The sequence below is a fragment of the Rhizobium sp. AN68 genome (genome assembly GCF_030758035.1).
Classification (GTDB): Bacteria; Pseudomonadota; Alphaproteobacteria; order Rhizobiales; family Rhizobiaceae; genus Agrobacterium; species Agrobacterium tumefaciens.
Genome location: NZ_JARWMI010000003.1, coordinates 940,228 through 963,648 on the forward strand (window position 1 = coordinate 940,228; position 23,421 = coordinate 963,648).

Genomic DNA, 23,421 nt, shown 5'->3' on the forward strand with positions numbered 1-23,421 from the left:
AGCAGACAATGTGCGGACGTTTCGTGCTCAAAGCGACACCGGAAGAGATTGCCGATTATCTCGACCTGATCGGCCTTGAAGATTTTCCCGCCCGTTTCAACATCGCGCCCACACAGCCGATCCTGATCGTGCTGGAGGGTGAACGGCAGGAGCGCGGCAGTAACCTGCCCAACCGTCGGGCCATGCTGGTGCGCTGGGGTTTTCTGCCCGGCTGGGTCAAGGACCCGAAGGATTTCCCCCTGCTCATCAATGCGCGTTCGGAAACGGCCATCGGCAAGGCATCCTTTCGCGCCGCCATGCGCCATCGCCGCGTGCTGGTGCCTGCCACCGGCTTTTACGAATGGCGCCGCCCGCCGAAGGAGGAGGGCGGCAAGCCGCAGCCCTATTTCATCCGCCCGAAGAACGGCGGCATCGTCGCCTTTGCCGGCCTCATGGAGACGTGGTCTTCCGCTGACGGGTCCGAGGTCGATACCGGCGCCATCCTAACCACTGCTGCCAACGCCGCGATCGGCCGCATTCACGACCGTATGCCGGTGGTAATCGCGCCAGAGGATTTCAGCCGCTGGCTGGATTGCAAGACGCAGGAACCGCGCGAGGTGGCCGACCTGATGCGCCCGGTTCAGGATGATTTTTTCGAGATGATCCCGGTATCGGACAAGGTCAACAAGGTCGCTAATGTCGGCGCTGACCTTATCGAGCCGGTGCCGGAAAGCGCGCCGCTCGCGAAAATGAGGCTACCTAAGGATGATGGCCAGATGTCATTGTTCTGATGTGCTTGCTGGCATTCGAGGCTGGTCATCGCGGATCGACCCGGTCACTCCACAGTTGCCCATCCTGCGTCCGTCTTACCCGTTTCGCCCGATTTTCTGCAGGCCTTCCTGGATCATGATATCGGAATAGACGCGGTTGCGGCCGTTCGCCTTGGCGAGGTAGAGCAGCTGGTCTGCGGCATTGAGCTGATTGTCGAAGGGTTCGCCCTTTTCGATTTCCACGACACCGAGCGAAATCGTCAGCGCCAGGCTGCTGCCGCTCAGCTGGCGGCCGTTCTTTTCGACGGCGCCGCGCAGCTCCTCGCAGAATTGATAGGCGGCATGCGCATTGAGCCCACGCAGGAACACGGCGAATTCCTCGCCGCCAAGGCGCGCGGGAATGTGGCGCTGCTCATGGCACATGTCGTGCAGCAGTTCGGCAAGCTTCTTCAGCGCCCTGTCGCCGGCATCATGCCCCAGTGTGTCGTTGATCTTCTTGAAATGGTCGATGTCGAGAATGGCGACTGCGCCGTTCTCGTCATTGTCGTTGATGACGTCCATCAGCGCCCGCGTACGCTCGAAGAAGGAGCGGCGGTTCGGCAATCCGGTAAGATGATCCCGCTCTGCCAGTTCACGCAGCCGTTTCAGCTGTTTCAGCGTTTCGATATTGTTGTCGATGCGGCACTGCAATTCTTCCGGCACGAAGGGGCGGTAGACGAAATCCGATGCCCCGGCCTTGAGGAAGCTTGCCGAAAGCAGCCGGTCCGTGGAGGACGAGATGCCGATGACCCGCAGGTCTTCCGAGGAACGGCTGTCGCGGATGCGGCGCGTCAGCTCGTAGCCGTCCATGTCAGGCATATGGTAATCGGTGATGACAAGCTGAATCGATGGATCCTGCGACAGGATTTCCAGCGCCTGCTTGCCCGAATGGGCTTCGCTGACCCTGAAATTCTGCCGTTCGAGGATTTCCACGAGGCCGGAACGCGCCGTCCGCACGTCATCCACTACCAGCACGGAAAACAGTCTGTTGGTCAAAATCCGGTCGACCGTTTTCACCACGGCATCAACGGTGCGATGGCCATCCTTGACGATGTAGTCGATGATCTTCTTTTCGGCGTAGCGCTTGCGCGCCTCCTCATCCACCGTGGCGGTGAAGACGATCGCCGGCACCTTGTGGTCGGCAAGAAGTGCGAGAATTTCACCCTTCGGCGCATCGGGCAGATTGAGACCGGTGAGTGCCAGCGTGAAATCATGGGCGCGCAGCAGAATATCGGCCTGCGCCATGCTGTCACAATGGATCACTTCGGCTGGCGTTTCCTCCGAAAGCCGCGACTTCAGCAGCATGGAAAGAGCAACGGAATCTTCAATCAGAAGGATTTTATCCTGCATGCCGTATGAAGCCCCCCATGGCCCGTCTTCGTTGGTTTTCCCGCAACATCCGAATTGGTCCGATACCGCCTGTCAACGGCATCGAAAATCGGCCTTGTTCGCTGTAGCAGGAAGAATCGCTAAAGTAGAAATTTTTTTGATGCTCAGTAGTCGATGCGAGACTATCCGTACAGTCGTCCCGTGGAAGTCGAATACTTTACTTCGTTTTGGTTGCAGCTTCGTTACAGATCGGGAAGTTTTATAAAACAGGCCGGTTATGCGGTTATTGATGGGGGCCGTACAAACGGAGACGGCGCTAATATTAGCGCCGCACATTTAACCGGGTGTTTTTTCGGATTGACCGTTACCATCGCAAAGTCTGCGAGGCTTTGGATGCTGTGCTTTTAAGAAAAGCGAACGTTTTCAAGCGGTTTTGGCGGCGGGCTTGCGCTTCAGCATCAGGGCTGCGGCCGCAACGGCCTTCAGTCCGAGCGGTCGGTAGTGGCTATTGAGGTCGGGCTTCGCCTGCGGCTGTGCCTTCGTCTCGTTCGTCATTTCTCTTTCTCCACAATTCACGTCAATCGCCGTTTCGATGCGTGTGAGCTACTTCTTTCGTGGGTAATCTTGACGGATTCGAGGCGAAAGAAAGCGAAGCCCGCTTTTCGGGCTGCGACATTTTGTGTCACGTCAAACGACGGTTCGTGGGAGAAAAATAATACCTGCGGTTTCAAATACCGCGATCGAGGCCGTTGCCGCCATTGGCGTCGTCATGCGCGTCTTCCTCAATCGTCAGCGTGCCATAACGGCGGTGCCAGAGGCGGGCGCTGATGGGGATGAACACGAGATAGGCAGCAACCGTCAGAACCAGTACCTCCCAGGTGAAGCTCATCAGCATCGCGACGTAAAGCACGACGACGAGGATCATCGGCAGCACCAGATCGCGGCGAATGCGGCTGGTACCTGACTTCCCCGACCAGACCGGCAGGCGGCTGATGAGAAGATAACCGATCAACACGGTGTAGGCGGCGGCGATATAGGCGAAGGGCTTGCCCGGCTCGACACCAAGGAAGCCGAGATAAACAGGCAGGAGCACCAGCATGGCGCCCATCGGCGCCGGAACGCCCACGAAAAATTCGTTCTGCCACGGCGCCTTCACCGGGCGCTCGATCATGACATTGAAGCGCGCCAGACGAAGGCCTGCGGCAATCACGTAGATGAGGGCGGCGATCCAGCCTATAGAACGCGCCTGATCGAGCATATAGATATAGACGACGAGGGCAGGGGCAACGCCGAAATTGACGATGTCTGCCAGACTATCCATTTGTTCGCCGAATTTGGATGTCGCCTTCATCATCCGGGCGATGCGCCCGTCGATGCCGTCGAGGAAGGCGGCAAGGAGCACCATGCCCACGGCCAGCTCGAACCGGCCTTCAATGGCAAGGCGCACGCCGCTCAGGCCCGCGCAGATGGCCAGAACGGTGATGAGGTTGGGTATCACGAGGCGAAAGGGAATTTCCCTCAGGCGCGGCCCACGGCCGCTGTCGTTGCGGCCCTCATGTTTTCCGTTCTGTTGCGGCTCCGAGATCGGCGTTTCCATGGCGCATGCCCTTCCTGTTTTCGTCAGCCGCGACGGCTAAGGACCGGACCCTTGGCGGAGCCGAACTCGGCCAGAACCGTTTCGCCGGCAATTGCCGTCTGGCCTACCGAAACGCGCGGCTGAAAACCTTCGGGAAGGAAGATATCGAGGCGCGAACCGAAACGGATAAGACCGAAACGCTCGCCGGCATCAACTGGTTCATTCGGCTTGACCCAGCAGACGATACGGCGGGCGACCATGCCGGCAATCTGCACCACGCCAACCTTGCCATGCGCTGTCTCGATGACGAGGCCGTTGCGCTCATTGTCTTCGGAGGCCTTGTCCACTTCCGCATTGAGGAAGAGGCCGGGGCGGTAGGCGACATTGACGATGCGGCCGCGCACGGGCGCGCGGTTCACATGGCAGTTGAACACGTTCATGAACACCGAAATGCGCACCATCGGCTCCTTGCCGAGTTCCAGCTCCAGCGGCGGAACGACGGTCTGGATGGCGGACACCTTGCCATCGGCAGGGCTGATGATCAGGTCGTCATCCTGCGGCGTCACGCGCTCGGGGTCGCGGAAGAAGTAGGCGCACCAGGCCGTCAGCACCAGACCGACCCAGAACAGCGGTTCGGATATCCAGCCGAGCACCAGCGATGCGACGAAGAAGGCGGCCACGAAGACGTAGCCTTCCTTGTGGATCGGTACGATGGTGTTGCGAATGGTGTCGAACAGATTCATAAGTTTCCTTGCTCCGGTTTCCGCCTGCCGCGTCTTTATATGGTCGTGATACGACATCATCCATACGGGCATGCGACAAAGTTCGCTTAGCTGGTTACAGCCAAACTCCCCGCCCGGCAATGGTCCGGTTGGTGTGCCGCCCTGTTGTCAGGGGTTTATGCCCGTCAATGCGCGGGTTCGCCGCGGTCAACAACGCCAAGATCGTCGGTTTCGCGAACATGGCGCAGCATTTCCTCTGCCCGGATGGCTTCGCGCTGGCGGCTCCACATCGAGGCATAAAGCTCGTTCTGTGCCATCAGCGAGGCGTGGGTTCCGCGCTCGGCGATCAAACCTTCCTTCAGCACGATGATTTCATCAGCGCTGATGACGGTGGAGAGGCGGTGGGCGATGACCAGCGTCGTGCGGTTTTTCGAAACGATATCAAGCGCGCTCTGGATTTCCTGTTCCGTGTGGGTGTCCAGCGCAGAGGTCGCTTCATCGAGAATGAGGATCGGCGGCGCTTTCAGAATGGTTCGCGCAATCGCCACGCGCTGCTTTTCGCCGCCGGAAAGTTTCAAGCCCCGTTCGCCAACCATGGTGGCGTAACCCTCCGGCAGTTTGCCGATGAAAGCGCTGATCTGGGCCGCATCCGCCGCTGCCGTGACCTCCTCGGTCGTTGCCGAAGGGCGTCCGTAACGGATGTTGTAGGCGAGCGTATCGTTGAACAGCACGGTATCCTGCGGCACCATGCCGATCATCGAGCGCAGGCTCTTTTGCGTCACGTCGCGAATGTCCTGCCCGTCGATGGTGACGGCGCCTTCCTGAATATCGTAGAAACGATAAAGCAACCGCGAGATCGTCGATTTTCCGGCACCCGAAGGACCGACGATCGCCACCGTCTTGCCCGCAGGCACATCGAAGGAAATGCCCTTCAGGATCGGTCTTTCCGGATCGTAGGCGAAATGCACGTCGCGGAAGGAAATGGCACCCGGTCCGGCCACAAGCGGCTTCGCATCCGCCCTGTCGGTAACCTCGGCCTCGACCTCGAGAAGTTCGAACATCTGTTCGATGTCGGTCAATCCCTGGCGAATTTCACGATAGACGAAACCGATGAAGTTCAGCGGTACCGAAAGCTGCAGCAGGAGCGCGTTGATGAACACGAAATCGCCGATGGTCTGCTCGCCGCGTTGCACGGCCATCGCCGACATCACCATCATGACAGTGGAGCCGATGCCGAAGATCACGCCCTGGCCGAAGTTCAGCCAGCCGAGCGACGTCCAGATCGAGATCGCCGATTTTTCGTAACGCTCCATGGCGACATCAAAGCGCTTCGCCTCCATCTCCTCATTGCCGAAATATTTGACGGTTTCGAAGTTCAACAGTGAATCGATCGCCTTGGTGTTGGCGTCGGTATCGCTGTCGTTCATGGCGCGGCGAATGGAGATGCGCCAGTTGCTGGCCCGCACGGTGAACCAGATATAGGCCCAGACGGTGACAACCGTGACCAGCACGTAGGAAAAGCCGTAGGAGGTCCAGAAAATGATCGCCGTCAGCAGGAATTCGATGAAGGTCGGGGCGGTGTTGAGAATGGTGAAGCGGACAATGGTTTCGATGCCCTTGGTCCCACGCTCGATAACCCGTGAAAGCCCGCCGGTCTTGCGCTCCAGATGGAAACGCAGGGAAAGCCGGTGCATGTGCACGAAGGTTCGGTAGGCGAGTTGGCGCACGGCATGCTGGCCGACGCTGGCAAACAGCGAATCGCGCAGCTGGTTGAGCCCGACCTGTATCAGCCGCGTCAGATTATAGGCGATGACAAGCGCGACAGCACCGAGCAGGAAGGCCGGAACCAGCCCGACCATGTCCAGCTTGCCGTTCAGCGCATCCGTTGCCCATTTGAAGAAATAGGGAACGAGGATCAGCACCAGCTTGGCGATAACGAGAAACGCCGTCGCCCAGATTACCCGCATTTTCAGGTCAAGGCGGCCTTCCGGCCACATGTAGGGCCAGAGGTTGATGAGGGTCTGCGTGGGATTGCTGGAATCCGCCGAAATGGTTTTTTTCTTGGTGGCCATCATTTGCTCCGGGCACTGCCGGAAGCCGACAGCAGGGCGGCGGCTCTGGAAAGCCGCCGTGCTTGTCACAGGTAGGGTTGTTGCGGGGTCACCGCAATGTCTTGAACGATCAGGAACCGCTCTTCAGACGCTTGCGATGAAGTTCTTCCGCATTCGGCAGTGCCTTCTCCGGCACACCGAAAATCTGGCCGGGCTCGATCAGGTCAGGATTTTTGATCTGATCCTCGTTGGCGAGGTAGATCGTGGTGTAACGCACGCCCTGTCCGTAAACGCGACGGGAAATCTGCCACAGCGTATCGCCGCGGCGGATGATGACGCTGTTCTGGCTTTCGGCAAGCGGCGGCTGCTCGAAGGTCTGCGGACCGGCGGGCGCCTGCGGTGCAGGTGCGGGCGGCGCGATGATGTGGAGGTCGGCAAGGCGGCTTGCCAGCGTGGCGATGCCCTTGCCGATCCCGGCAACGTCGTTCGGCCATGCCTCTACCGATGTCAGCAGCTGACGTGCCTTGGCGGCGATATCGCCGGCAAAGGCGGTAAAGGACGGCTCGGTGCCTGCGGCAGTGCGGAACTCGGAGAGCGACTTGAGGCCGATCACCACGGCGGAGCGGCCGGCAATGGCCTGGTCGAGCGCCGGTGTGGCCTGATCCTTGTAGAGATTGGACAGAATGCCGAAGGCCTTGGCGACATCCGTGCGCAGCTTTTCGAATGCAGCGCGGTCGCTTGCCGTGCTCTGGTTTTCAGCGGGCGCGGTCGTCGTGGCGGCGGATGGCGTTGCGGCCGGTGCCTGCATGGCGACGGTTGCCTGGTCGGTCTGCGGGCGCTCGAAAGGAACGCGCACGCGCACCTTCACTGTGCCGTCGACATTCAGCTCTTCGACAGTGATGATATGGCTGCCGACGGAAAGATCGACATTGCCTTCAATGACGAAATGGCCGGAGGCCTCCGTGGTGCTTTTGCCGATTTCCTTGTCGTCGACCAGCGCGCGCACGCTCGAAGCGGCAGGCGCGGAACCCGCAACGAAAATCTTCGAGCCTTCGAATTCGACGGCGGTTACCTGAACGGTCGAAGTCAACGGAGCGGCGGCAGCGGACGGAGACGGGGTACCAGCGGCAGGCGCGGGCGTCGTGGTGGCGGCAGCTGTTGCCGACTGGCCCGGTTGCGCGGCTTGCGGGGGCTGGAGTGCTGAAGGTGCCGCCTCCGGCATTGCCAGCACGCGGCTTGCTTCACCGGGCTTGGACACCATTGCCAAGAGTTCGCCCGCCTTGCCGTTGGGCACGGAAACGGTTGCGACTTCTTCGGATTGCGTTGCCTTGCCGCTGGCGTCGGTCGAGCGCAGCACCAGCTCATGGTCGCCCGGTGGCAGGGGATTGTCAAAAACGGCGGCGAAATCGCCTGATCCGTCGATGGTCGTCTGCGCGATCACCTTGCCGTTGCTGAGAATTTCAAGCTTGGAGCCGGGCTGTGCCTTGCCTGCGACCACAGCCGAACCATCGGGCTCGACGCGAAGCACGTCAAAGGTCGGTGCGCCCGATGTGGACTGCGCTGCATCGGCGGCAGGAGCGGCGGGTTGGGTCTGCTGTGCAGCACCATCGTCGGTGCCGGTGAAGACGCCCGCCAGACGGCGAACCTGTGCCGCCGCCGCCGCTGCACTATCCGGCAGACCGCGCAGGAAAGCGGTGGTGCGTTCGGCCGCAGTGCGCGCCGTGGTGATGAGGCGCGACGTCGTTTCATCCAGCGTCTCGGGAATTTCGATATTGGTCAGTTCCTTGAGCGATGCCTCGACCTTCTTGCGTGCCGCCGCAAAGTCGGCGTCGGACGGAACCTTGCTATCGGCGAAAAGCGTGGTCAGATCCTTGATCGACTGGGTTGCGGAAGCCGCGAGGCGCCCGACCTTGTCGGCGATATTGGCGGTCTCCTGAGCGGCGTCGGACAGGATGTCTCCCGCCTTGTCGCTGCCCATTTCAACGCTGTTCTTCACTGCGTTGCCCGCTTCGTTGATGGCATCGCCGATGGGTTTGCCGTCATTGGAAATTCTAGGCAGGACGAAAAAGATCATGAGCAGGGACGCGATGCCCAGCACGATCAGTGCCAGCAAACCGGCTTTATTGTTTTTCATCCTGGAATCTCCGGGTATTGTAAGCTTTTTACACGAGTTCAGATTGCTAGCGTCTTACCTTGCCCCAGACAAGCGGCGTGGCCGTAAAAGGCCATATTTGCAAGGGATTTCCCAAATTTTCTTGACGTGTCGCATCCGGCATAGTTCCTTCCCATCATGACTGACAAAAATACAGCGATTCTGATCCATCTGCGTTTATTGCGGCTCCCAGCCCGGACGTGACCCGGCTCACATGGAAGCAGGCCGCGCGCTTGGGAAATCCATTGCCGAAAACGGCATTCGCCTGGTCTATGGCGGTGGCACCAAGGGCATCATGGGCGCGGTCGCCAGCGGCGTTCTTTCCAACGGCGGCGAAGTAACGGGTATCATACCGGAATTTCTGGTCGATATGGAGGCTACACGCCATTCTCTCGGACAATTGAACGAGCTTATCGTCACCAAGGACATGCATGAGCGCAAACATATGATGTTCGAGCGCTCGGATGCTTTCGTAACGCTGCCGGGGGGCGTCGGCACGCTGGAAGAGATCGTCGAAATCATGACCTGGGCGCAGCTCGGCCGTCACGCCAAGCCGATTGTCTTCGCCAATATCAACGGCTTCTGGAACCCGATGCTGGAACTTGTGCAGCATATGCGCGATCAGGGTTTCATCCATCGCGCCCATCTTCTAAACCCGCTGGTCATAGATGAGGTCAAGGACATCGTGCCCGCCATCATCGACCGGGCGCTTGCGCAGCAGAACCCGGAAGGCGACCCCTCGGTAATCTCCCGTCTCTAGGCATCGAATAAATGTTAACGGGCCGCCACGCGGTTCGTTACAATTTTAAGTGTATATTAATAGAGATTTGACTGCGGCATCGCCCCGCCCGCTGTTTTCATGGCTCCGCGCCCGATCCTGTGCCAGCGTCTACAAGGCGTAGGCTGAGCGCGGAATTTGATTTTCGCCGCCATGATAGCGGGGCTCATTGGGGAATGATTGCTTTTTTGGTGCGGCTGAAAAGCCGGACGCATTTTATTATTCAGAGAAGTCCGTTTCAGGGTAGGGATGCGATCCTCGGTTCCGCTGCCCGCCGCCGGGTGGACGCGAAAAAGCGGCTCGGAATATTGATCGCTGTCTTTGCCGTTATCTATGGCGTCGTTGCGGCGCGACTGGTCCAATACGGCCTTGCCGAACCCATTGCGACCGCATGGATCAATACCGGCGCTACAGCAGTCGCCTCCCGTCCCGATATCCTCGACCGCAACGGCACGCTGCTCGCGACCGATCTCAACATGGTGTCGCTTTATGCGGATCCGCGCCGGGTCGTGGACGCGGATGAGGTTGTCGAGAAGCTCGCAACCGTCATCCCCAATCTCGACTGGCGCGAGACGCACCGCAGATTGCGCTCGGACACCGGCTTTCAATGGCTGCGGCGCCAGCTGACGCCGCGCCAGCAGGCCGATATTCTCAACCTCGGCATCCCTGGCATCGGTTTCCGGCCGGAGAAACGGCGCTTTTATCCGGGTGGCCCCGCAGCCTCGCATATCATCGGCCACGTCAATGTCGACAATCAGGGCCTTGCGGGTATGGAACGTTATCTCGACCAGCAGGGCCTGGCCGACTTGCGCGCGACCGGCCTTGCCAGCGGTGCACCGCTGGAGCCGGTGAGATTGTCGATCGATCTGCGGGTGCAGAACATCGTGCGTGAGGTCGTGCTAAAGGCGAAAACCGCCTATCAGGCGGAGGCTGCCGGTTCAGTGATACTGGATGTGGAGACGGGCGAGGTGCTGGCCATGGCATCGGTGCCGGATTACGACCCGAACGAGCCTTCCCGCACCCTTGCCGATGGCAGCATCGACAGGGAGTATGAAAAGGGCTGGTTCAACCGCATGAGCAATGCGACTTTTGAGATGGGATCCACTTTCAAGAGCTTCACACTTGCCATGGGACTGGATGCAGGTGCCATAACGCTCAACTCGGTGGTTGACGCGTCGCGACCCATACGCATGGGCGGCTTCACCATCAAGGATTTCAAGGGCCGGAACCGCCCGCTGTCGATCCCGGAAGTGTTTCAATATTCATCGAATATCGGCACGGCGGCTGTTGCCGACAAGGTCGGGGTCGAAGGCCACCAGCAGTTCCTGACGAAACTGGGACTTCTCTCCAGAATGGACACGGAAATGCCTGGCGTTGCCACGCCCACCCAGCCGAGAACATGGAAGAAGATCAATTCCGTCACCATTTCCTTCGGCCATGGCGTTGCCACTACGCCTTTGCAGACGGCGGTGGCAGCAGCTGCGCTCATCAATGGCGGCAGCCTTATTTCGCCGACCTTCCTGCAGCGTTCCCGAGAGGATGCGGCAGTGCTTTCTCGCACCGTCATCAACGGAAAGACGAGCGCCGATATGCGTTACCTTTTCAACTGGAACGGCATCAAAGGGTCGGGCAGGGGTGCACAGGTGGAAGGATTTCACGTTGGCGGCAAGACCGGAACCGCCGACAAGGTCATCAATGGCCGTTATGCCAAGGATATCAATTTCAACGCCTTCGTTGCCGGTTTTCCGATGCACAAGCCGAAATATGTCGTGCTGACGATGATCGACGCCCCCAGGACCGGCGTGAACGGAGGACGCACGGCTGCCTCGACGGCCGCACCCATGACCCGTGAAATCATCACCCAGACGGCTGGACTTCTCGGCGTCAAACCGCGCTTCGGTTATGACGCGACACCGCAATTGCTGGTCGATTATTGAAGTCCCGCATTCCCGTTACAGATACGGGAATGTGGAGAGCTGGCATGACGCGGAACGTTATCGCTTCAGCCGCATCAGGCTCGATGCGGTGTAGATCGCCAGCGCCACCCAGATCATTGCAAAGGCCGCCATCCGCACCATGTCGAACGGTTCCTTGAAGATGAAGATGGCGATGAGGAAGATCATCGTCGGCGCGATATATTGCATGATGCCGATGGTCGACAGCCGCAGAAGCTTTGCACCATTGCCGTAAAGAATAAGCGGAACGGCGGTGACGATGCCGCTGGCCGCAAGCAGCCAGGTATCGGTCGCATTGCCGGCCATGAAATGCGCCTGTCCGCTAATGGCAAGCCAGGCCAGCACCAGCACGGCCGGAACGGAAAGAAGCATGACTTCAAGCAGGAAGCCCTGTGTGGCGCCGATTGGCAGCGTCTTGCGGAAAAAGGCGTAAAAACCCCAGGACACGGTGAGCGCAATGGAAACCCATGGCAGGCTGCCCGCATGCCAGGTGAGGATCGCAACGGCCAGCCCCACGAGGCCGATGGCGGCGATCTGCGCCGGATAAAGCTTTTCCTTGAGCAGTACCGCGCCGAGGAAGATGCTGAACAGCGGATTGATAAAATAGCCGAGCGCGGCATCGAGTGCGCGGCCCGCGCCGATCGCCCAGATATAGATGCCCCAGTTGATGCTGATGAGCGCGGCCGTGAGGCTTGCCATGGCGAGCATTTTAGGGGTTTTCAGCGCAGTGCGGATTTCCGCCGTGCGACCGAGAGCGATGAGGACGGCGGCGCCGATCGGCACCGACCAGATGACGCGGTGCACGATGACCTCTATCGGCGAAATATGCGCAACCGCCTTCATGTAGATGGGAAGGAATCCCCACAGAAGATATGCGGAGAGCGCGAAAGCAAAACCGCGTGCGCTATCGCCGCCCTCTTGGGCCGGAAGCGTTTTATCGAGTGCCATGGGAGTACCGCCAATTATTAGGGATGGCCCTTCATAACGGATCGGCGTAGCGCGGGCCAATTCATTTCCGTGAAGCGTTCATGAGAAAAACTGCATGAATAAAAGGCGATTTGCTCTTGAAACAGGCGACTTTGCGACCAAACGGATGATCCACGCACAAAAATCTGCGTGAATCGTTATCTCATCAGGCCGCTTCAAGCATCTGAAAGGCCTGCCTATTTCCCCGAAACGATCGGTTGCGCGGATCAGCTGGTCAAGAATACCGGGTTCGCTCAGGGCATGCCCGGCTGCCTCGACAATATGGAAATCCGCCTTTGGCCAGGCCTTGGCAAGCTGCCAGGCATATTTCAGCGGGCAGGGCATATCGTAACGCCCGTGCACGATGACGCCCGGAATATTGCGAAGCTTGCCGGCATCGCGCAGCAATTGCCCTTCCTCCAGCCAGCCGCCATTGACGAAGAAGTGGTTCTCGATGCGTGCGAAGGCGATGGCGTATTTATCCTCGCCGAAATCCTCGACGCGCGCCGGATCGGTAACAAGGGCGATGGTTGCGCCTTCCCACTGGCTCCATTCTCGCGCGCATTCGAGCTTCTTGGCTTCGTCCGTACCGATGAGATAGCGATTATAGGCCTGCATCATCTCGCCGCGCTCGGCTTCAGGAATTGGCGCTATGAAGTTTTCCCAGCGATCGGGATACATTTCAGAAACGCCGAACTGGTAATACCAGTCCAGTTCCGGCCTGGTGACCGTGTAGATGCCGCGCAGCACCAGTTCGCTCACGCGTTCGGGATGAGTCTCGGCATAGGCGAGTGCCAGCGTCGAGCCCCAGGAGCCGCCGAAAACCAGCCATTTTTCAAAGCCGCACAGCGCACGGAGCCTTTCAATGTCGGCAACCAGATGCCAGGTGGTGTTGGCTTCCAGTTCCGCATGCGGCGTGGAGCGACCGCAGCCGCGCTGATCGAACAGGATGACGTCGTAAAGTGCCGGGTCGAAAACGCGGCGATGCGTGGGGTTTACCCCGCCGCCCGGACCGCCATGCAGGAAAACCGCCGGTTTCGCACCGCGTGTACCAACCCGCTCCCAATAGATCGTGTGCCCATCGCCGACATCGAGCATGCCGCTCTCGAAGGGTTCGATCTCGGGATAGAAGCTGCGCAATTCTTCGGTCATGTCTTACTTTCCTTCAGGTGGCCATTCGGCCGTGTCACGATCCGGGTGTTGCCGGTTGTTGACCGGTAGCCGGTTTTCATCCGGCGCAGCTTCCGGCTCGACCGGCAAGCCGTCAAGCTCCCCGAACCAATGCATTTTGCTGTCGAGATTTGATTGCGCCTCGGGCTTTATCAGCTCCGGCTCGTCCAGCGAACCAAGCGTGATGTTGATGAAATCGGCGTCCGGCATGTCATAGAAAAGTGGCGTGCCGCACCGTCCGCAAAAACCGCGCCGCACGTGATCGGACGACTGGAACCACGAAGCCTCGCCACGGGTCATTTCAAACTTCGCGCGGGTACTTGCTGCAAGCGGCATGAAATAGTTGCCCGATGCTTTCTGGCACATGCGGCAATGACACAGATGCGGATAGCGCAACCCGCCATCGATCCGGTAACGCACGGCGCCACACTGGCATCCGCCGCTGAAGCTTTCTGAACCGTTCATGCGCGGTCGTCTTCCGGCGGCCAGACCTTGGTGTCGTGGTCCGGGTGTTGGAAGGAGGTGATATCAGCCTCATCGACGCTCTGCTCGATTGCAGGTTTTGAAAACAGCTGCTCGATCCAGGGCATGCGCTTGTGGATATTGACCTGCACCTGCGGTTCGATCCGCTCCGGATGATCGAAAGCGCCGATCGCGATCTCTACGCCGCCAGGATAATGGTAGGTCAGCGGCGTGCCGCATTTGTTGCAGAAGCCGCGATGGATTTTCGCAGATGAACGGAAGAGGGAAGGCTGGCCGCGCGTCCATGTCAGATGCGCCTGATCGGCGGTGACGAGTGCACCGAAGAAATTGCCAAAATGCTTCTGGCACATGCGGCAATGGCAAATGGAGGGGCGACCGATCTTGCCCGCATGAAACCGCACGGCGCCGCACTGGCAGCCGCCGGAAAAGCCTGTTTCGCTCATCGTTTATTCTCCGGGGGCCAGCTCTCGGTGTCATGGTCGGGGTGCTGGTAGGAAACGAGGTTGGTCAGATAGTCGACCGAGGTCAGATCGTCTTCCGTTGGGACGGCGGGTAGCGTGTGGATGCTGGCGACGAAATCGATCTTGCGTTCCACCCCCCACTGAATGGTGGGCGGCAAGGCGGCAGGATCGTCGAAAGCACCGGCCGCAACCGCAATGCCATCCGGCGCCTCATAGGTCAGCGGCGTGCCGCATTCGGCGCAGAAGCCGCGCTTGACGACGCTGGAGGACTGAAAACGCTTGGGTTCGCCGCGCGTCCATTCGAATTCGACCTCACGCACCGAAACCAGCGGCGCATAATAGGCCCCGAAAGCCTTCTGGCACATGCGGCAATGACAGATGGAACTGTCCTTGAGATCGCCAGTCGCGCGGAACCGGATCGCGCCGCACTGGCATCCGCCGGTGTAGGTGGTCATGGTTGGCTCTCCTTCACCGTTCGGATAATGTGGAGACAGACATTGTCGATGTCTTTCACAACATCTTCGTTCCAGAAACGGAGGACGGTCCAGCCGTCTTCCTGAAGCCGCGCAGTTCGTTCCTGATCGTATTGTAGCGCCGCCTCGGTTGTATGTTGGGAGCCATCGATCTCGATAATCAGGCGATGATCCGAACATGCGAAATCGACGATAAAACCGGCAATCGGCATTTGTCTGCGGAAACTTAACCCCTCGAGGCGATGCGCGCGAATAGCATTCCAGAGCTTCAGTTCGGCATCCGTCATTACTTTCCGCATCTGCTTCGCATATTTGCGATGCATCGGGTCTACGTCCGCGTGTGGCATCATTGGTTCGCCAGTTAGCTGCTTTACCTCAGATTGGTTGAGGTAACTCAAAACCGCAAGCGGATTGTGGTGACCGTCGGCCCCCCTCTGCCCTGCCGGGCATCTCCCCCACAGGTGGGGAGATCAATCGCGGTTATCGCTCGCCCCTCTTGAACGCTGAATACGGAGCGGAAGTGTGCTTCCGGCTGATCTCCCCGGCAGGGCAGAGGGGGGAAGTCCCAAGCCGCAGCAGCAAATTACCGCTTCAACTCCCAGGTCGTCGTCCGTTCCCCGGTTTCCTTATCCTTGCCATCCTTCAACTGAATGCCCTTCTCAGAAAGCTCGTCGCGCAAACGATCCGCCTCTGCAAAGTTCTTCGCCTTCAGCATTTCAAGGCGTAGCTGCACCAGGGCATCGACGGCTGAAACGATGGCCTCGTCCACTTCCGCTTTCTTCGGCAATACGCCGAGCAGCGCGGCGCTGGCCGCAAAGGCGGGCAGGCGGGCAGGATCGGTGTTGGCGGCATGTGCCAGCGCGTGAAGCGCCTGCACGGCGGCAACCGTGTTCAGGTCGTCGGCAAGCGCATCAAGCACGGTTTCGTCCGGTGCCGCGTCGGAGGCTTCGGCCGCCGGCCACTTGGCGAGAAGACGTTCGGCCTCTTCGAGACGCTTCACCGAAAAATCGATTGGCTCGCGGTAATGCGTCATCAGCATGGCAAGGCGAAGAACCTCGCCCGGCCATTGGCGACCGCCAAATTTTTCGGTGTGCAGCAATTCATAGATGGTCACGAAGTTGCCCTCGGACTTCGACATCTTGCGGCCTTCCACCTGCACGAAGCCGTTATGCATCCACACATTGGCCATCACCTGCGTGCCGTGGGCGCAGCGGGATTGCGCGATTTCGTTCTCGTGATGCGGGAAAATGAGATCGAGCCCGCCGCCGTGAATGTCGAACACTTCGCCGAGGTAGCGACCGGCCATGGCCGAGCATTCGATGTGCCAGCCCGGACGGCCGCGGCCCCAAGGGCTTTCCCAGCCGGGCTCATTATCAGAGGAAAGTTTCCACAGCACGAAATCGCCGGGGGTCTTCTTGTGTGCTTCCACCGCCACGCGCGCGCCGGCCTGCTGTTCGTCCAGCGGGCGTTTGGACAACTGGCCGTAATCGGCCATCGAGCGGGTGTCGAACAGCACTTCGCCGCCCGCCGCATAGGCATGGCCGCGCGCGATCAGCTTCTCGATGATGTCGATCATCTCGGCGATGTAGTCGGTGGCGCGCGGTTCAACGGTCGGCTGCAGGCAGCCGAGTGCTGCCACATCCTCATGGAACTGGTCGGCGGTCTTTTTCGTCACCGCGTGGATGGCGTCATTCAGCGGCAGATGCGGATAGTCGCGCAGCGCCCTTGCGTTGATCTTGTCGTCGAGATCGGTGATGTTGCGGGCGTAGGTCACATGGCTTTCGCCATAGACGTGGCGCAACAGCCGGTAAAGAACATCGAAAACGATGACCGGGCGCGCATTGCCGATATGGGCGAAATCGTAAACCGTTGGTCCGCAGACATACATGCGCACATTGTCGGCGTCGATCGGCACAAATTCCGTCTTTTCGCGTGTCAGGGTGTTGTGGAGTTTCAGGCGCAAGGACATGCGGGCGTTCCCTAAAGGCAGTCAATTGTCCTGGCCGGACCGTTTGTCTGTTGGACCTTGCGGGGAGACGAAAACGATCTGGCCGGTGGTGAACCAGCAAAAATTATTCAGCAGCAGGTGCAGATCGTTGTTTTCATGCCTTGCCTTATGGCGTGCCGGTGTTTCGCGGTCAAGCGTTTCTCGCAGGCGCCAGAAGCACCTTAAGAGATCGCCTTGACCAAAAGCCTATTCCGGCTGGCGGTAATCCAGGAATTTGCCTTCACGCACCACGAAGAGCTTGCCGGTTTCGGTAAGCTCAGGCGAGGCGAGTTGAACAATGGCGGCGGCAACTTCAGAAGGGTGTGGCACGTCTGCGGGGTCTTCGCCGGGCATGGCCTGCGCACGCATCGCGGTGCGCGTCGCGCCGGGATTGATGCTGTTGATGCGCAGCGCGGTTTTGTCTGTTTCCGCAGCCCAGGTCCGGGCAAGTGCCTCAACGGCGGCCTTGGAGGTGGAATAGACGCCCCAGAAGGGACGACAGCTATGGGCAGCACCGGAAGACAGGATCAACGCGCGCCCGGCATCCGATCGCAGGAGCAACGGTTCGACCGAGCGGATCAGCCGCCATGTAGCGGTGACATTGATGGTCATGACCTTTTCGAAGACTTTCGCCTCGATATGGCCGACCGGCGAGATGACGCCGAGAACACCGGCATTCGCGACCAGAATATCGAGCTTGCCCCAGCGCTCGAAGATATTGGCGCCCAGCGCATCGATGGCGTTCATATCGGCGAGATCGAAGGGAACCAGCGTCGCGGTGCCGCCGACGGCCTTGATGGCGTCGTCCAGATCCTCGAGGCCGCCGACCGTGCGGGCGCAGGCAATGACATGCGCACCGGCCTTGGCAAGTTCCAGCGCCGTGAAATAGCCGATACCGCGCGACGCGCCGGTGACGAGCGCGATCCTGCCCTTGAGATTGATGGTCATTTTGCCCCCTCCGAAATTCATTCCGCTTGTTTTATGAAGCCCCTGACGCCAACCGCAAGCGATCAAAACGCCGCAGCGGGCACGGTTTCAATCGCCCGCCACAAAAAAGCGGCCACCGGAAGCCGATGGCCGCTTGTTATTTCAAAATTATCAGCCGTTGCTGGCCAGCACGGAAATCTTGCTGCCCATCGCCTCGCCGTTCTGGTCGAGAAGGCGCGTAGGGTAGTCGCCGGTAAAATAATGGTCCGTGAATTGCGGACGCGCATTGTTGCGGTTCTCGCCACCGACGGCGCGGTAAAGACCGTCGATCGACAGGAAGGCAAGCGAATCGGCGCCAATGAATTTCGCCATGGCGTCCACATCGGCATATTGGTTGGCGAGCAGCTTGTCGGCATCAGGCGTGTCGATGCCGTAGAAATCCGGATGGAAAATCATCGGGCTGGCAACGCGGATATGCACTTCTTTCGCGCCAGCTTCGCGGATCATCTGCACGATCTTCAATGAAGTCGTGCCGCGCACGATCGAATCATCCACCAGCACCACGCGCTTGCCTTCAATCATCGCCCGGTTGGCGGAATGCTTGAGCTTGACGCCAAAAGCGCGGATCTGCTGCGTCGGCTCGATGAAGGTACGGCCGACATAGTGGTTGCGGATGATTCCGTATTCGAACGGAATACCGCTTTCCTGCGCAAAACCGAGCGCTGCCGGGGTGCCGCCATCGGGAACCGGAACGACAACGTCAGCTTCCAGCGGCGCTTCCTTGGCAAGGTTCATGCCCATGTTCTTACGCGTCGTATAGACGTTGCGGCCGCCGACGACGGAATCGGGGCGGGCGAAATAGACATATTCGAACAGGCAGAGACGTTCCGGCTGCGGCTTCGAAGGCTTGCGTGCATCGATGGTGATCGAACCATCAGGCTGAATTTCGCAGATGATGACTTCGCCGTTTTCGACGTCACGCACGAATTTCGCGCCGATGATATCGAGAGCGCAGGTCTCCGAGCAGAAGATCGGCTTGCCGTCCAGCTCACCCATGACGAGCGGGCGGATGCCGATCGGGTCGCGGGCTGCGATCAGCTTGGTGCGGGTCATCGCCAGCATCGAATAGCCGCCTTCCATCTGACGGATGGCGTCGATGAAACGGTCGGCAGTGGAGCTGTGACGCGAACGGGCGATGAGGTGCAGCACGACTTCGGTATCCGATGTCGACTGACAGATGGCGCCGGTGGCGATGATCTGTCGGCGAAGCGTCAGGCCATTGGTGAAATTGCCGTTATGGGCAATCGAAATGCCGCCTTCTTCCAGCTCGGCAAACAGTGGCTGCACGTTGCGCATCGCCACTTCGCCTGTCGTGGAGTAGCGGGTATGGCCAATCGCGATGGAGCCGGGCAGGCGGGCAAGGGTTGCAGGATCGGTATAATGATCGCCGACGAGGCCCATATGGCGTTCCTGATGGAAGCGCTTGCCATCGAAGGAGACGATGCCTGCTGCCTCCTGGCCGCGATGCTGAAGCGCATGCAGGCCGAGTGCAGTCAGGGCGGAGGCATCGGCGTGGCCGAGAATGCCGAACACGCCGCACTCTTCGTGCAGCGTGTCGCCGTCGATCTCTTCATTGAAAGTGGAATGCGAAAGCGGCTCAATCATCCGGCTTGCCCTTGCTCTCTACCGAGAAAAACGAAAGACCTCTCCGGTGAGCTTGTCTCCCGGTCGGCCAGTCTGTGTCGTGCTTGATATTTAGCACAAATAGCGCGCCTTGCATGCATTGCAAGGCGCGACACTGTGTCAATTATTCGTTGCCGGCGGATTTGTCGCCGGTACATCTTCCGCAGGGGTCTGCGCGGCTGCCGGTTCCTGCGGTTTTCCGAGGATGCGGGCGCGGATCTGCGGCTCGATATCGTCAGGCAGAACCGCTTCCAGCTTGCCCACCAGCCCGTCGAGGAAAGGCTTGGACTTGGCCTGGGTTACCCATTGCGGCTGCGTCTTCACATCCACCAGCCAGTTCCAGAAGGCAACCGCGACGACCAGCAAGAGAATGCCGCGCGCTGCGCCGAACAGGAAACCCAGCGTGCGATCCAGCGCACCAATGCGGCTGTCGATGATGAAATCGGCAATGCGCGAGGTGATGAAGGAAATGACGACGAGGGAGATGAGGAAGACGACGCCTGCCGAACCGGCGATGGCGATCTTGTCGTCATCGGTATAGTTGCGTGCATAGGGCAGCAGGATCGGGAAAAGATAATAGGCGGCGGCGACCGAACCGGCCCAGCTCGCGATGGACAGAATCTCGCGGGAAAAACCGCGCACCATCGCGAGAATGGCGGAGAAAAGAACAACGGCGATGACGATGCCGTCGAAAATTGTAATGGGCATATACCAACTCCGGAGGTGCGACGCCCTGTCAGGCGCTGCCTTGCCAATTGTGCGATCCTCTTACACCACTGTTTCCCTTGGCGAAAGGATCAATCTTAGTCGTCCTCAACCTGTTTGAACCGGTTGCCGGAACCGGCAATGCGCGCCACGAGGTCCGGCAGGCTTTCTATTTCCGTCCAGCGCCCCTTGCCCGCTTTCGGCAATTCAGCCGAAGCAGACGGCAGAAGTGCGGCGGAGAAACCGAGTTTTTCAGCTTCTTTCAAACGCTGGCCCGTATGCGAGACGGGCCGTACCGCGCCCGACAGGCTGATCTCGCCGAAATAGACGCAATCGGCGGGCAGGGCAAGACCGGCAAGCGAGGAAACCAGCGCAGAAGCTATCGCCATATCCGCAGCCGGTTCGGAAATGCGGTATCCGCCGGCGACGTTCAGATAAACGTCGTGCTGACCGAGCTTCACGCCGCAATGGGCTTCCAGCACGGCAAGGATCATGGCGAGCCGCGAACTGTCCCAGCCGACCACGGCGCGGCGCGGCGTGCCGAGCGAGGTGGCCGCGACCAGCGCCTGCACCTCGACCAGAATGGGACGGGTGCCCTCCATGCCGGCAAAGACCGCGGCACCGGGAGATTTCTCGTTGCGCTCGCCAAGGAACAGTTCGGACGGGTTGGAGACCTCGCGCAATCCGCGGTCGGACATTTCAAACACGCCGATCTCGTCCGTCGGCCCGAAGCGGTTCTTGACGGTGCGCAGAATGCGGTAATGGTGGCCGCGGTCGCCTTCGAAATAAAGCACGGCGTCGACCATGTGCTCCACCACGCGCGGACCGGCGATCTGGCCTTCCTTGGTCACATGGCCCACCAGCACCATGGTCGCGCCCGTTTGCTTGGCGTAACGGATCATTGCCTGCACGCCGGTGCGCACCTGCGTTACCGTGCCGGGAGCGGAATCGGCCGTGTCGCTCCATAGCGTCTGGATGGAATCGATGATGACGAGATCGGGGCGTTTGCCCTCGGAAATCGTCGCCAGAATATCCTCGACATTGGTTTCTGCCGCCAGCAGCACGTCGGTTTCCGCCGCACCCAGCCGCTGGGCCCGCAGACGCACCTGCGCTACCGCTTCTTCGCCAGAAACATAGATGACGCGATGTCCGCGCCGTGAAAGGGCAGCCGCCGCCTGCATCAGCAGGGTCGATTTGCCGATGCCGGGATCGCCGCCGATCAACACCGCCGAACCGCGCACGAAACCGCCACCGGTTGCCCGGTCCAGTTCGCTGATGCCGGTCGGAATGCGCGGCGCCTCCTCGATCTCGCCCGAAAGCGCCGTGAGCGCGACCGCCCGGCCCTTTTTCGGCGTCTTGCCGGGGCCGGAGCCGATGCCGCCCATCGGATCTTCTTCGACGATGGTATTCCACTCGCCGCAGCCTTCGCATTTTCCCGCCCAGCGGGTATGAACCGTGCCGCAGTTCTGGCACACGAATTGGGTCTTGGCTTTGGCCATCTATGTCAGTTTTCTTCTTGTTTGAAATCTTTGGCGGAATTGTCCTGGTGGCCGTGCAGCAAGCGCAGAACGGTTAGATCGGCCTCGTCAACGCGAAAGAAGATGACGCGCTCACGATAGGCAATACTGCGAAGCCCGGCCCATGGTCTTCGGCAAGATCGCGCCTTGCCCGCGTGGTCCAGATTGGGGTCCGGATTTTAATGACCGGTCCCCGTTTTTTGCTGCACGGAAACGCGTTTGATATCGCTCAGGAAGTCGTCTTGTGAGGCATAGCGGTGAACCCGGTCTGCTTCAGCGTCGTCAATGCCCTGTATCAGCAATTTACGCGCGACTCTTTTTCTTTCATCGCTGCTCAGCAATTGCAGGCTCGCATGAATAGCGGCGTCCGCATCGCTATAGACACCCGCAGCCACCTGCTCTTCGATGAACCTTTCGTCCTGCTCGCTCAAATGGATTTCGGGCATTTCGATCTCCTTTTGTTCTCTTTTAGCACAGGTCGCTTCCGCTTTCCAAGAGCTAAAGACGTGGTTCAGTCGTCAGCCATCAGATATTGCCGCTCGTAGCGCAAACCAAGCCCCGTCAGCATTTCGTAACCGATGGTGCCGGCGGCGCGCGCCACCTCATCGAGCGGCACTTTCGGGCCGAAAAGCTCGATATAATCGCCGGTGCGGACAGCGTTTGCCGGTATGTCCGTGATGTCGAAAATGGTGAGATCCATGGTCACACGACCGGCGACCGGCGCCTTGTGGCCGTTGACTATGCCGTAAGCACCGCCATGGCCCATTTCGCGCAATGGAATGCCGGAACCGGAAAGCGACCGCTGGTAGCCGTCCGCATAACCAACGGAAGCGATGGCAAGGCGGCTCGCCCGTTTCAGCAAATAGGTGCCGCCATAGCTGACTGTCTGGCCTTCGCCGGCCTCGCGAATCTGGATGATCCGCGCTTCGGCCTTTGCGACGGGCCGCATCGGGTTTGCCACATCGTTGATTGCCTCGCCGCCGTAAAGGGCAATGCCGGGGCGGGTCAGATCGAAATGATAATCCGGCCCCAGAAAGATTCCGGCAGAAGCGGAAAGGCTTGATTCGGTTCCTTCGAAAGCGGCGCTAACCTTGCGGAATGATTCGAGCTGGACCTTATTCATAGGCGAAGACGGCGTGTCGGCGCAGGCGAGGTGGGAGAGCACCAGAACCGGATCGAAACTCGCAGGCCGGGTCACGTCGTCTGCCAGAAACAGCGCGTCGTCCAGCGGCAGGCCAAGCCGGTTGAAGCCGGTATCCACATGCAGCGCGCAGGGGTGTTCGCCGCGTTCGGCAACCGTCGCCATCCAGAAGGACAGCTGTTCCTCCGAGGCCAGAACCGGCACGAGATCATTATCGAAGACCTGACGCTCCTGGCCCTGCCAGATGCCTGACAGCACGAAGATTCGCGCTTCCGGTGCATAGGATCGCAAGGTCGCACCTTCGGACACCGTTGCCACGAAGAAGTCGCGTGCGCCGGCATGGTAGAGCGTCGCGCCGCAATCCTCGATACCGAGCCCGTAGGCATCTGCTTTCACGACAGCCGCCGTCCGCGCCTTGCCGGACCGCTTTTTCATGTCGCGCCAATTGTCGGCAAGCGCGCCGAGATCGACGGTCAGCCTCAGCGGCGCATGTTCGAAAGCGTCGGTTTCGTGTTCGGGAAATGTGTCTTCGAAGTCGTCTGTCATGCCATGCGTCC

At 59.7% G+C, this 23,421-nt stretch carries 21 protein-coding genes and 1 pseudogene; 3 read left to right on the top strand and 19 right to left on the bottom strand.

All coding sequences use genetic code 11. The features are described 5' to 3' along the window. Positions 1–8 precede the first annotated feature (8 nt). Positions 9–770 carry an SOS response-associated peptidase gene (locus RBH71_RS17650; RefSeq protein WP_003512301.1) on the top strand — a complete coding sequence of 254 codons (762 nt, stop codon included), beginning with the start codon at positions 9–11 and terminating at the stop codon, positions 768–770. Between the two features lie 75 nt (positions 771–845). Here the strand turns inward: RBH71_RS17650 and RBH71_RS17655 are convergent, their stop codons facing one another. The 6 genes from RBH71_RS17655 to RBH71_RS17680 all read right to left on the bottom strand — a co-directional run bounded on the left by RBH71_RS17655 (position 846) and on the right by RBH71_RS17680 (position 8,600). Further along, a complete protein-coding gene (locus RBH71_RS17655) occupies positions 846–2,138 on the bottom strand; it encodes a response regulator (protein WP_013635817.1) in 1,293 nt (430 codons plus the stop codon). 402 nt (positions 2,139–2,540) lie between these two features. Further along, complete coding sequence (locus RBH71_RS17660) at positions 2,541–2,672, bottom strand: hypothetical protein (protein ID WP_003496883.1); 132 nt, start codon at positions 2,670–2,672, stop codon at positions 2,541–2,543. Between the two features lie 172 nt (positions 2,673–2,844). Further along, positions 2,845–3,714 (bottom strand): CDP-diacylglycerol--serine O-phosphatidyltransferase, encoded by an 870-nt coding sequence (gene pssA / locus RBH71_RS17665; RefSeq protein ID WP_003512304.1) that lies wholly within the window; start codon positions 3,712–3,714, stop codon positions 2,845–2,847. A 23-nt stretch (positions 3,715–3,737) separates the two neighbouring features. After that, positions 3,738–4,436 carry a phosphatidylserine decarboxylase gene (locus RBH71_RS17670; RefSeq protein WP_003512305.1) on the bottom strand — a complete coding sequence of 233 codons (699 nt, stop codon included), beginning with the start codon at positions 4,434–4,436 and terminating at the stop codon, positions 3,738–3,740. A 164-nt stretch (positions 4,437–4,600) separates the two neighbouring features. After that, positions 4,601–6,487, bottom strand: a complete 1,887-nt coding sequence (locus RBH71_RS17675) for an ABCB family ABC transporter ATP-binding protein/permease (protein ID WP_003512306.1) — start codon at positions 6,485–6,487, stop codon at positions 4,601–4,603. Positions 6,488–6,596: 109 nt separating this feature from the next. After that, entirely contained in the window at positions 6,597–8,600 is a 2,004-nt protein-coding gene (locus tag RBH71_RS17680) for a LysM peptidoglycan-binding domain-containing protein (RefSeq protein WP_003512308.1), read from the bottom strand. Positions 8,601–8,832: 232 nt separating this feature from the next. On the opposite strand from RBH71_RS17680, the gene RBH71_RS17685 reads away from it, so the two are divergent. Together RBH71_RS17685 and RBH71_RS17690 are read left to right on the top strand one after the other, a co-directional pair. Continuing rightward, positions 8,833–9,378: a TIGR00730 family Rossman fold protein gene (locus RBH71_RS17685; RefSeq protein ID WP_019565374.1), complete on the top strand. Its 546-nt coding sequence runs from the start codon at positions 8,833–8,835 to the stop codon at positions 9,376–9,378. A gap of 194 nt (positions 9,379–9,572) precedes the next feature. Continuing rightward, a complete protein-coding gene (locus tag RBH71_RS17690; protein WP_003512312.1) occupies positions 9,573–11,333 on the top strand; it encodes a peptidoglycan D,D-transpeptidase FtsI family protein in 1,761 nt (586 codons plus the stop codon). Positions 11,334–11,390: 57 nt separating this feature from the next. Here the strand turns inward: RBH71_RS17690 and rarD are convergent, their stop codons facing one another. The 13 genes and pseudogenes from rarD to alr form a co-directional block, all read right to left on the bottom strand. Beyond that, the gene (rarD, locus tag RBH71_RS17695; protein WP_003512314.1) at positions 11,391–12,299 is read right to left on the bottom strand and encodes an EamA family transporter RarD; all 909 of its coding nucleotides are present in this window, start codon (positions 12,297–12,299) and stop codon (positions 11,391–11,393) included. Between the two features lie 225 nt (positions 12,300–12,524). Next, a pseudogene (pip, locus tag RBH71_RS17700) lies at positions 12,525–13,469 on the bottom strand (prolyl aminopeptidase); the annotation flags it as partial. A gap of 3 nt (positions 13,470–13,472) precedes the next feature. After that, positions 13,473–13,952: a GFA family protein gene (locus tag RBH71_RS17705; protein WP_003512322.1), complete on the bottom strand. Its 480-nt coding sequence runs from the start codon at positions 13,950–13,952 to the stop codon at positions 13,473–13,475. Continuing rightward, on the bottom strand, positions 13,949–14,413 hold the full coding sequence (locus RBH71_RS17710) for a GFA family protein (protein WP_003512324.1): 465 nt from the start codon (positions 14,411–14,413) through the stop codon (positions 13,949–13,951). The genes RBH71_RS17705 and RBH71_RS17710 overlap by 4 nt, the downstream gene beginning before the upstream one ends. Further along, positions 14,410–14,886: a GFA family protein gene (locus RBH71_RS17715; RefSeq protein WP_323687431.1), complete on the bottom strand. Its 477-nt coding sequence runs from the start codon at positions 14,884–14,886 to the stop codon at positions 14,410–14,412. Before RBH71_RS17715 ends, RBH71_RS17710 begins: the two co-directional genes overlap by 4 nt. Next, positions 14,883–15,251: an endonuclease domain-containing protein gene (locus tag RBH71_RS17720; protein WP_100199928.1), complete on the bottom strand. Its 369-nt coding sequence runs from the start codon at positions 15,249–15,251 to the stop codon at positions 14,883–14,885. The genes RBH71_RS17715 and RBH71_RS17720 overlap by 4 nt, the downstream gene beginning before the upstream one ends. A gap of 236 nt (positions 15,252–15,487) precedes the next feature. Continuing rightward, complete coding sequence (gene cysS, locus RBH71_RS17725) at positions 15,488–16,873, bottom strand: cysteine--tRNA ligase (protein ID WP_003512339.1); 1,386 nt, start codon at positions 16,871–16,873, stop codon at positions 15,488–15,490. A 225-nt stretch (positions 16,874–17,098) separates the two neighbouring features. Next, positions 17,099–17,839 (bottom strand): SDR family NAD(P)-dependent oxidoreductase, encoded by a 741-nt coding sequence (locus tag RBH71_RS17730; RefSeq protein ID WP_003512341.1) that lies wholly within the window; start codon positions 17,837–17,839, stop codon positions 17,099–17,101. A gap of 150 nt (positions 17,840–17,989) precedes the next feature. Next, positions 17,990–19,483: an amidophosphoribosyltransferase gene (gene purF / locus RBH71_RS17735; protein ID WP_003512343.1), complete on the bottom strand. Its 1,494-nt coding sequence runs from the start codon at positions 19,481–19,483 to the stop codon at positions 17,990–17,992. Positions 19,484–19,621: 138 nt separating this feature from the next. Beyond that, positions 19,622–20,209 (bottom strand): CvpA family protein, encoded by a 588-nt coding sequence (locus RBH71_RS17740; protein WP_003512345.1) that lies wholly within the window; start codon positions 20,207–20,209, stop codon positions 19,622–19,624. Positions 20,210–20,304: 95 nt separating this feature from the next. After that, positions 20,305–21,705 carry a DNA repair protein RadA gene (gene radA, locus RBH71_RS17745; RefSeq protein WP_003512347.1) on the bottom strand — a complete coding sequence of 467 codons (1,401 nt, stop codon included), beginning with the start codon at positions 21,703–21,705 and terminating at the stop codon, positions 20,305–20,307. Positions 21,706–21,902: 197 nt separating this feature from the next. Beyond that, positions 21,903–22,169: a type II toxin-antitoxin system ParD family antitoxin gene (locus RBH71_RS17750; RefSeq protein WP_003512349.1), complete on the bottom strand. Its 267-nt coding sequence runs from the start codon at positions 22,167–22,169 to the stop codon at positions 21,903–21,905. Between the two features lie 65 nt (positions 22,170–22,234). Further along, the gene (gene alr / locus RBH71_RS17755) at positions 22,235–23,410 is read right to left on the bottom strand and encodes an alanine racemase (RefSeq protein WP_003512351.1); all 1,176 of its coding nucleotides are present in this window, start codon (positions 23,408–23,410) and stop codon (positions 22,235–22,237) included. Positions 23,411–23,421: the final 11 nt, after the last annotated feature.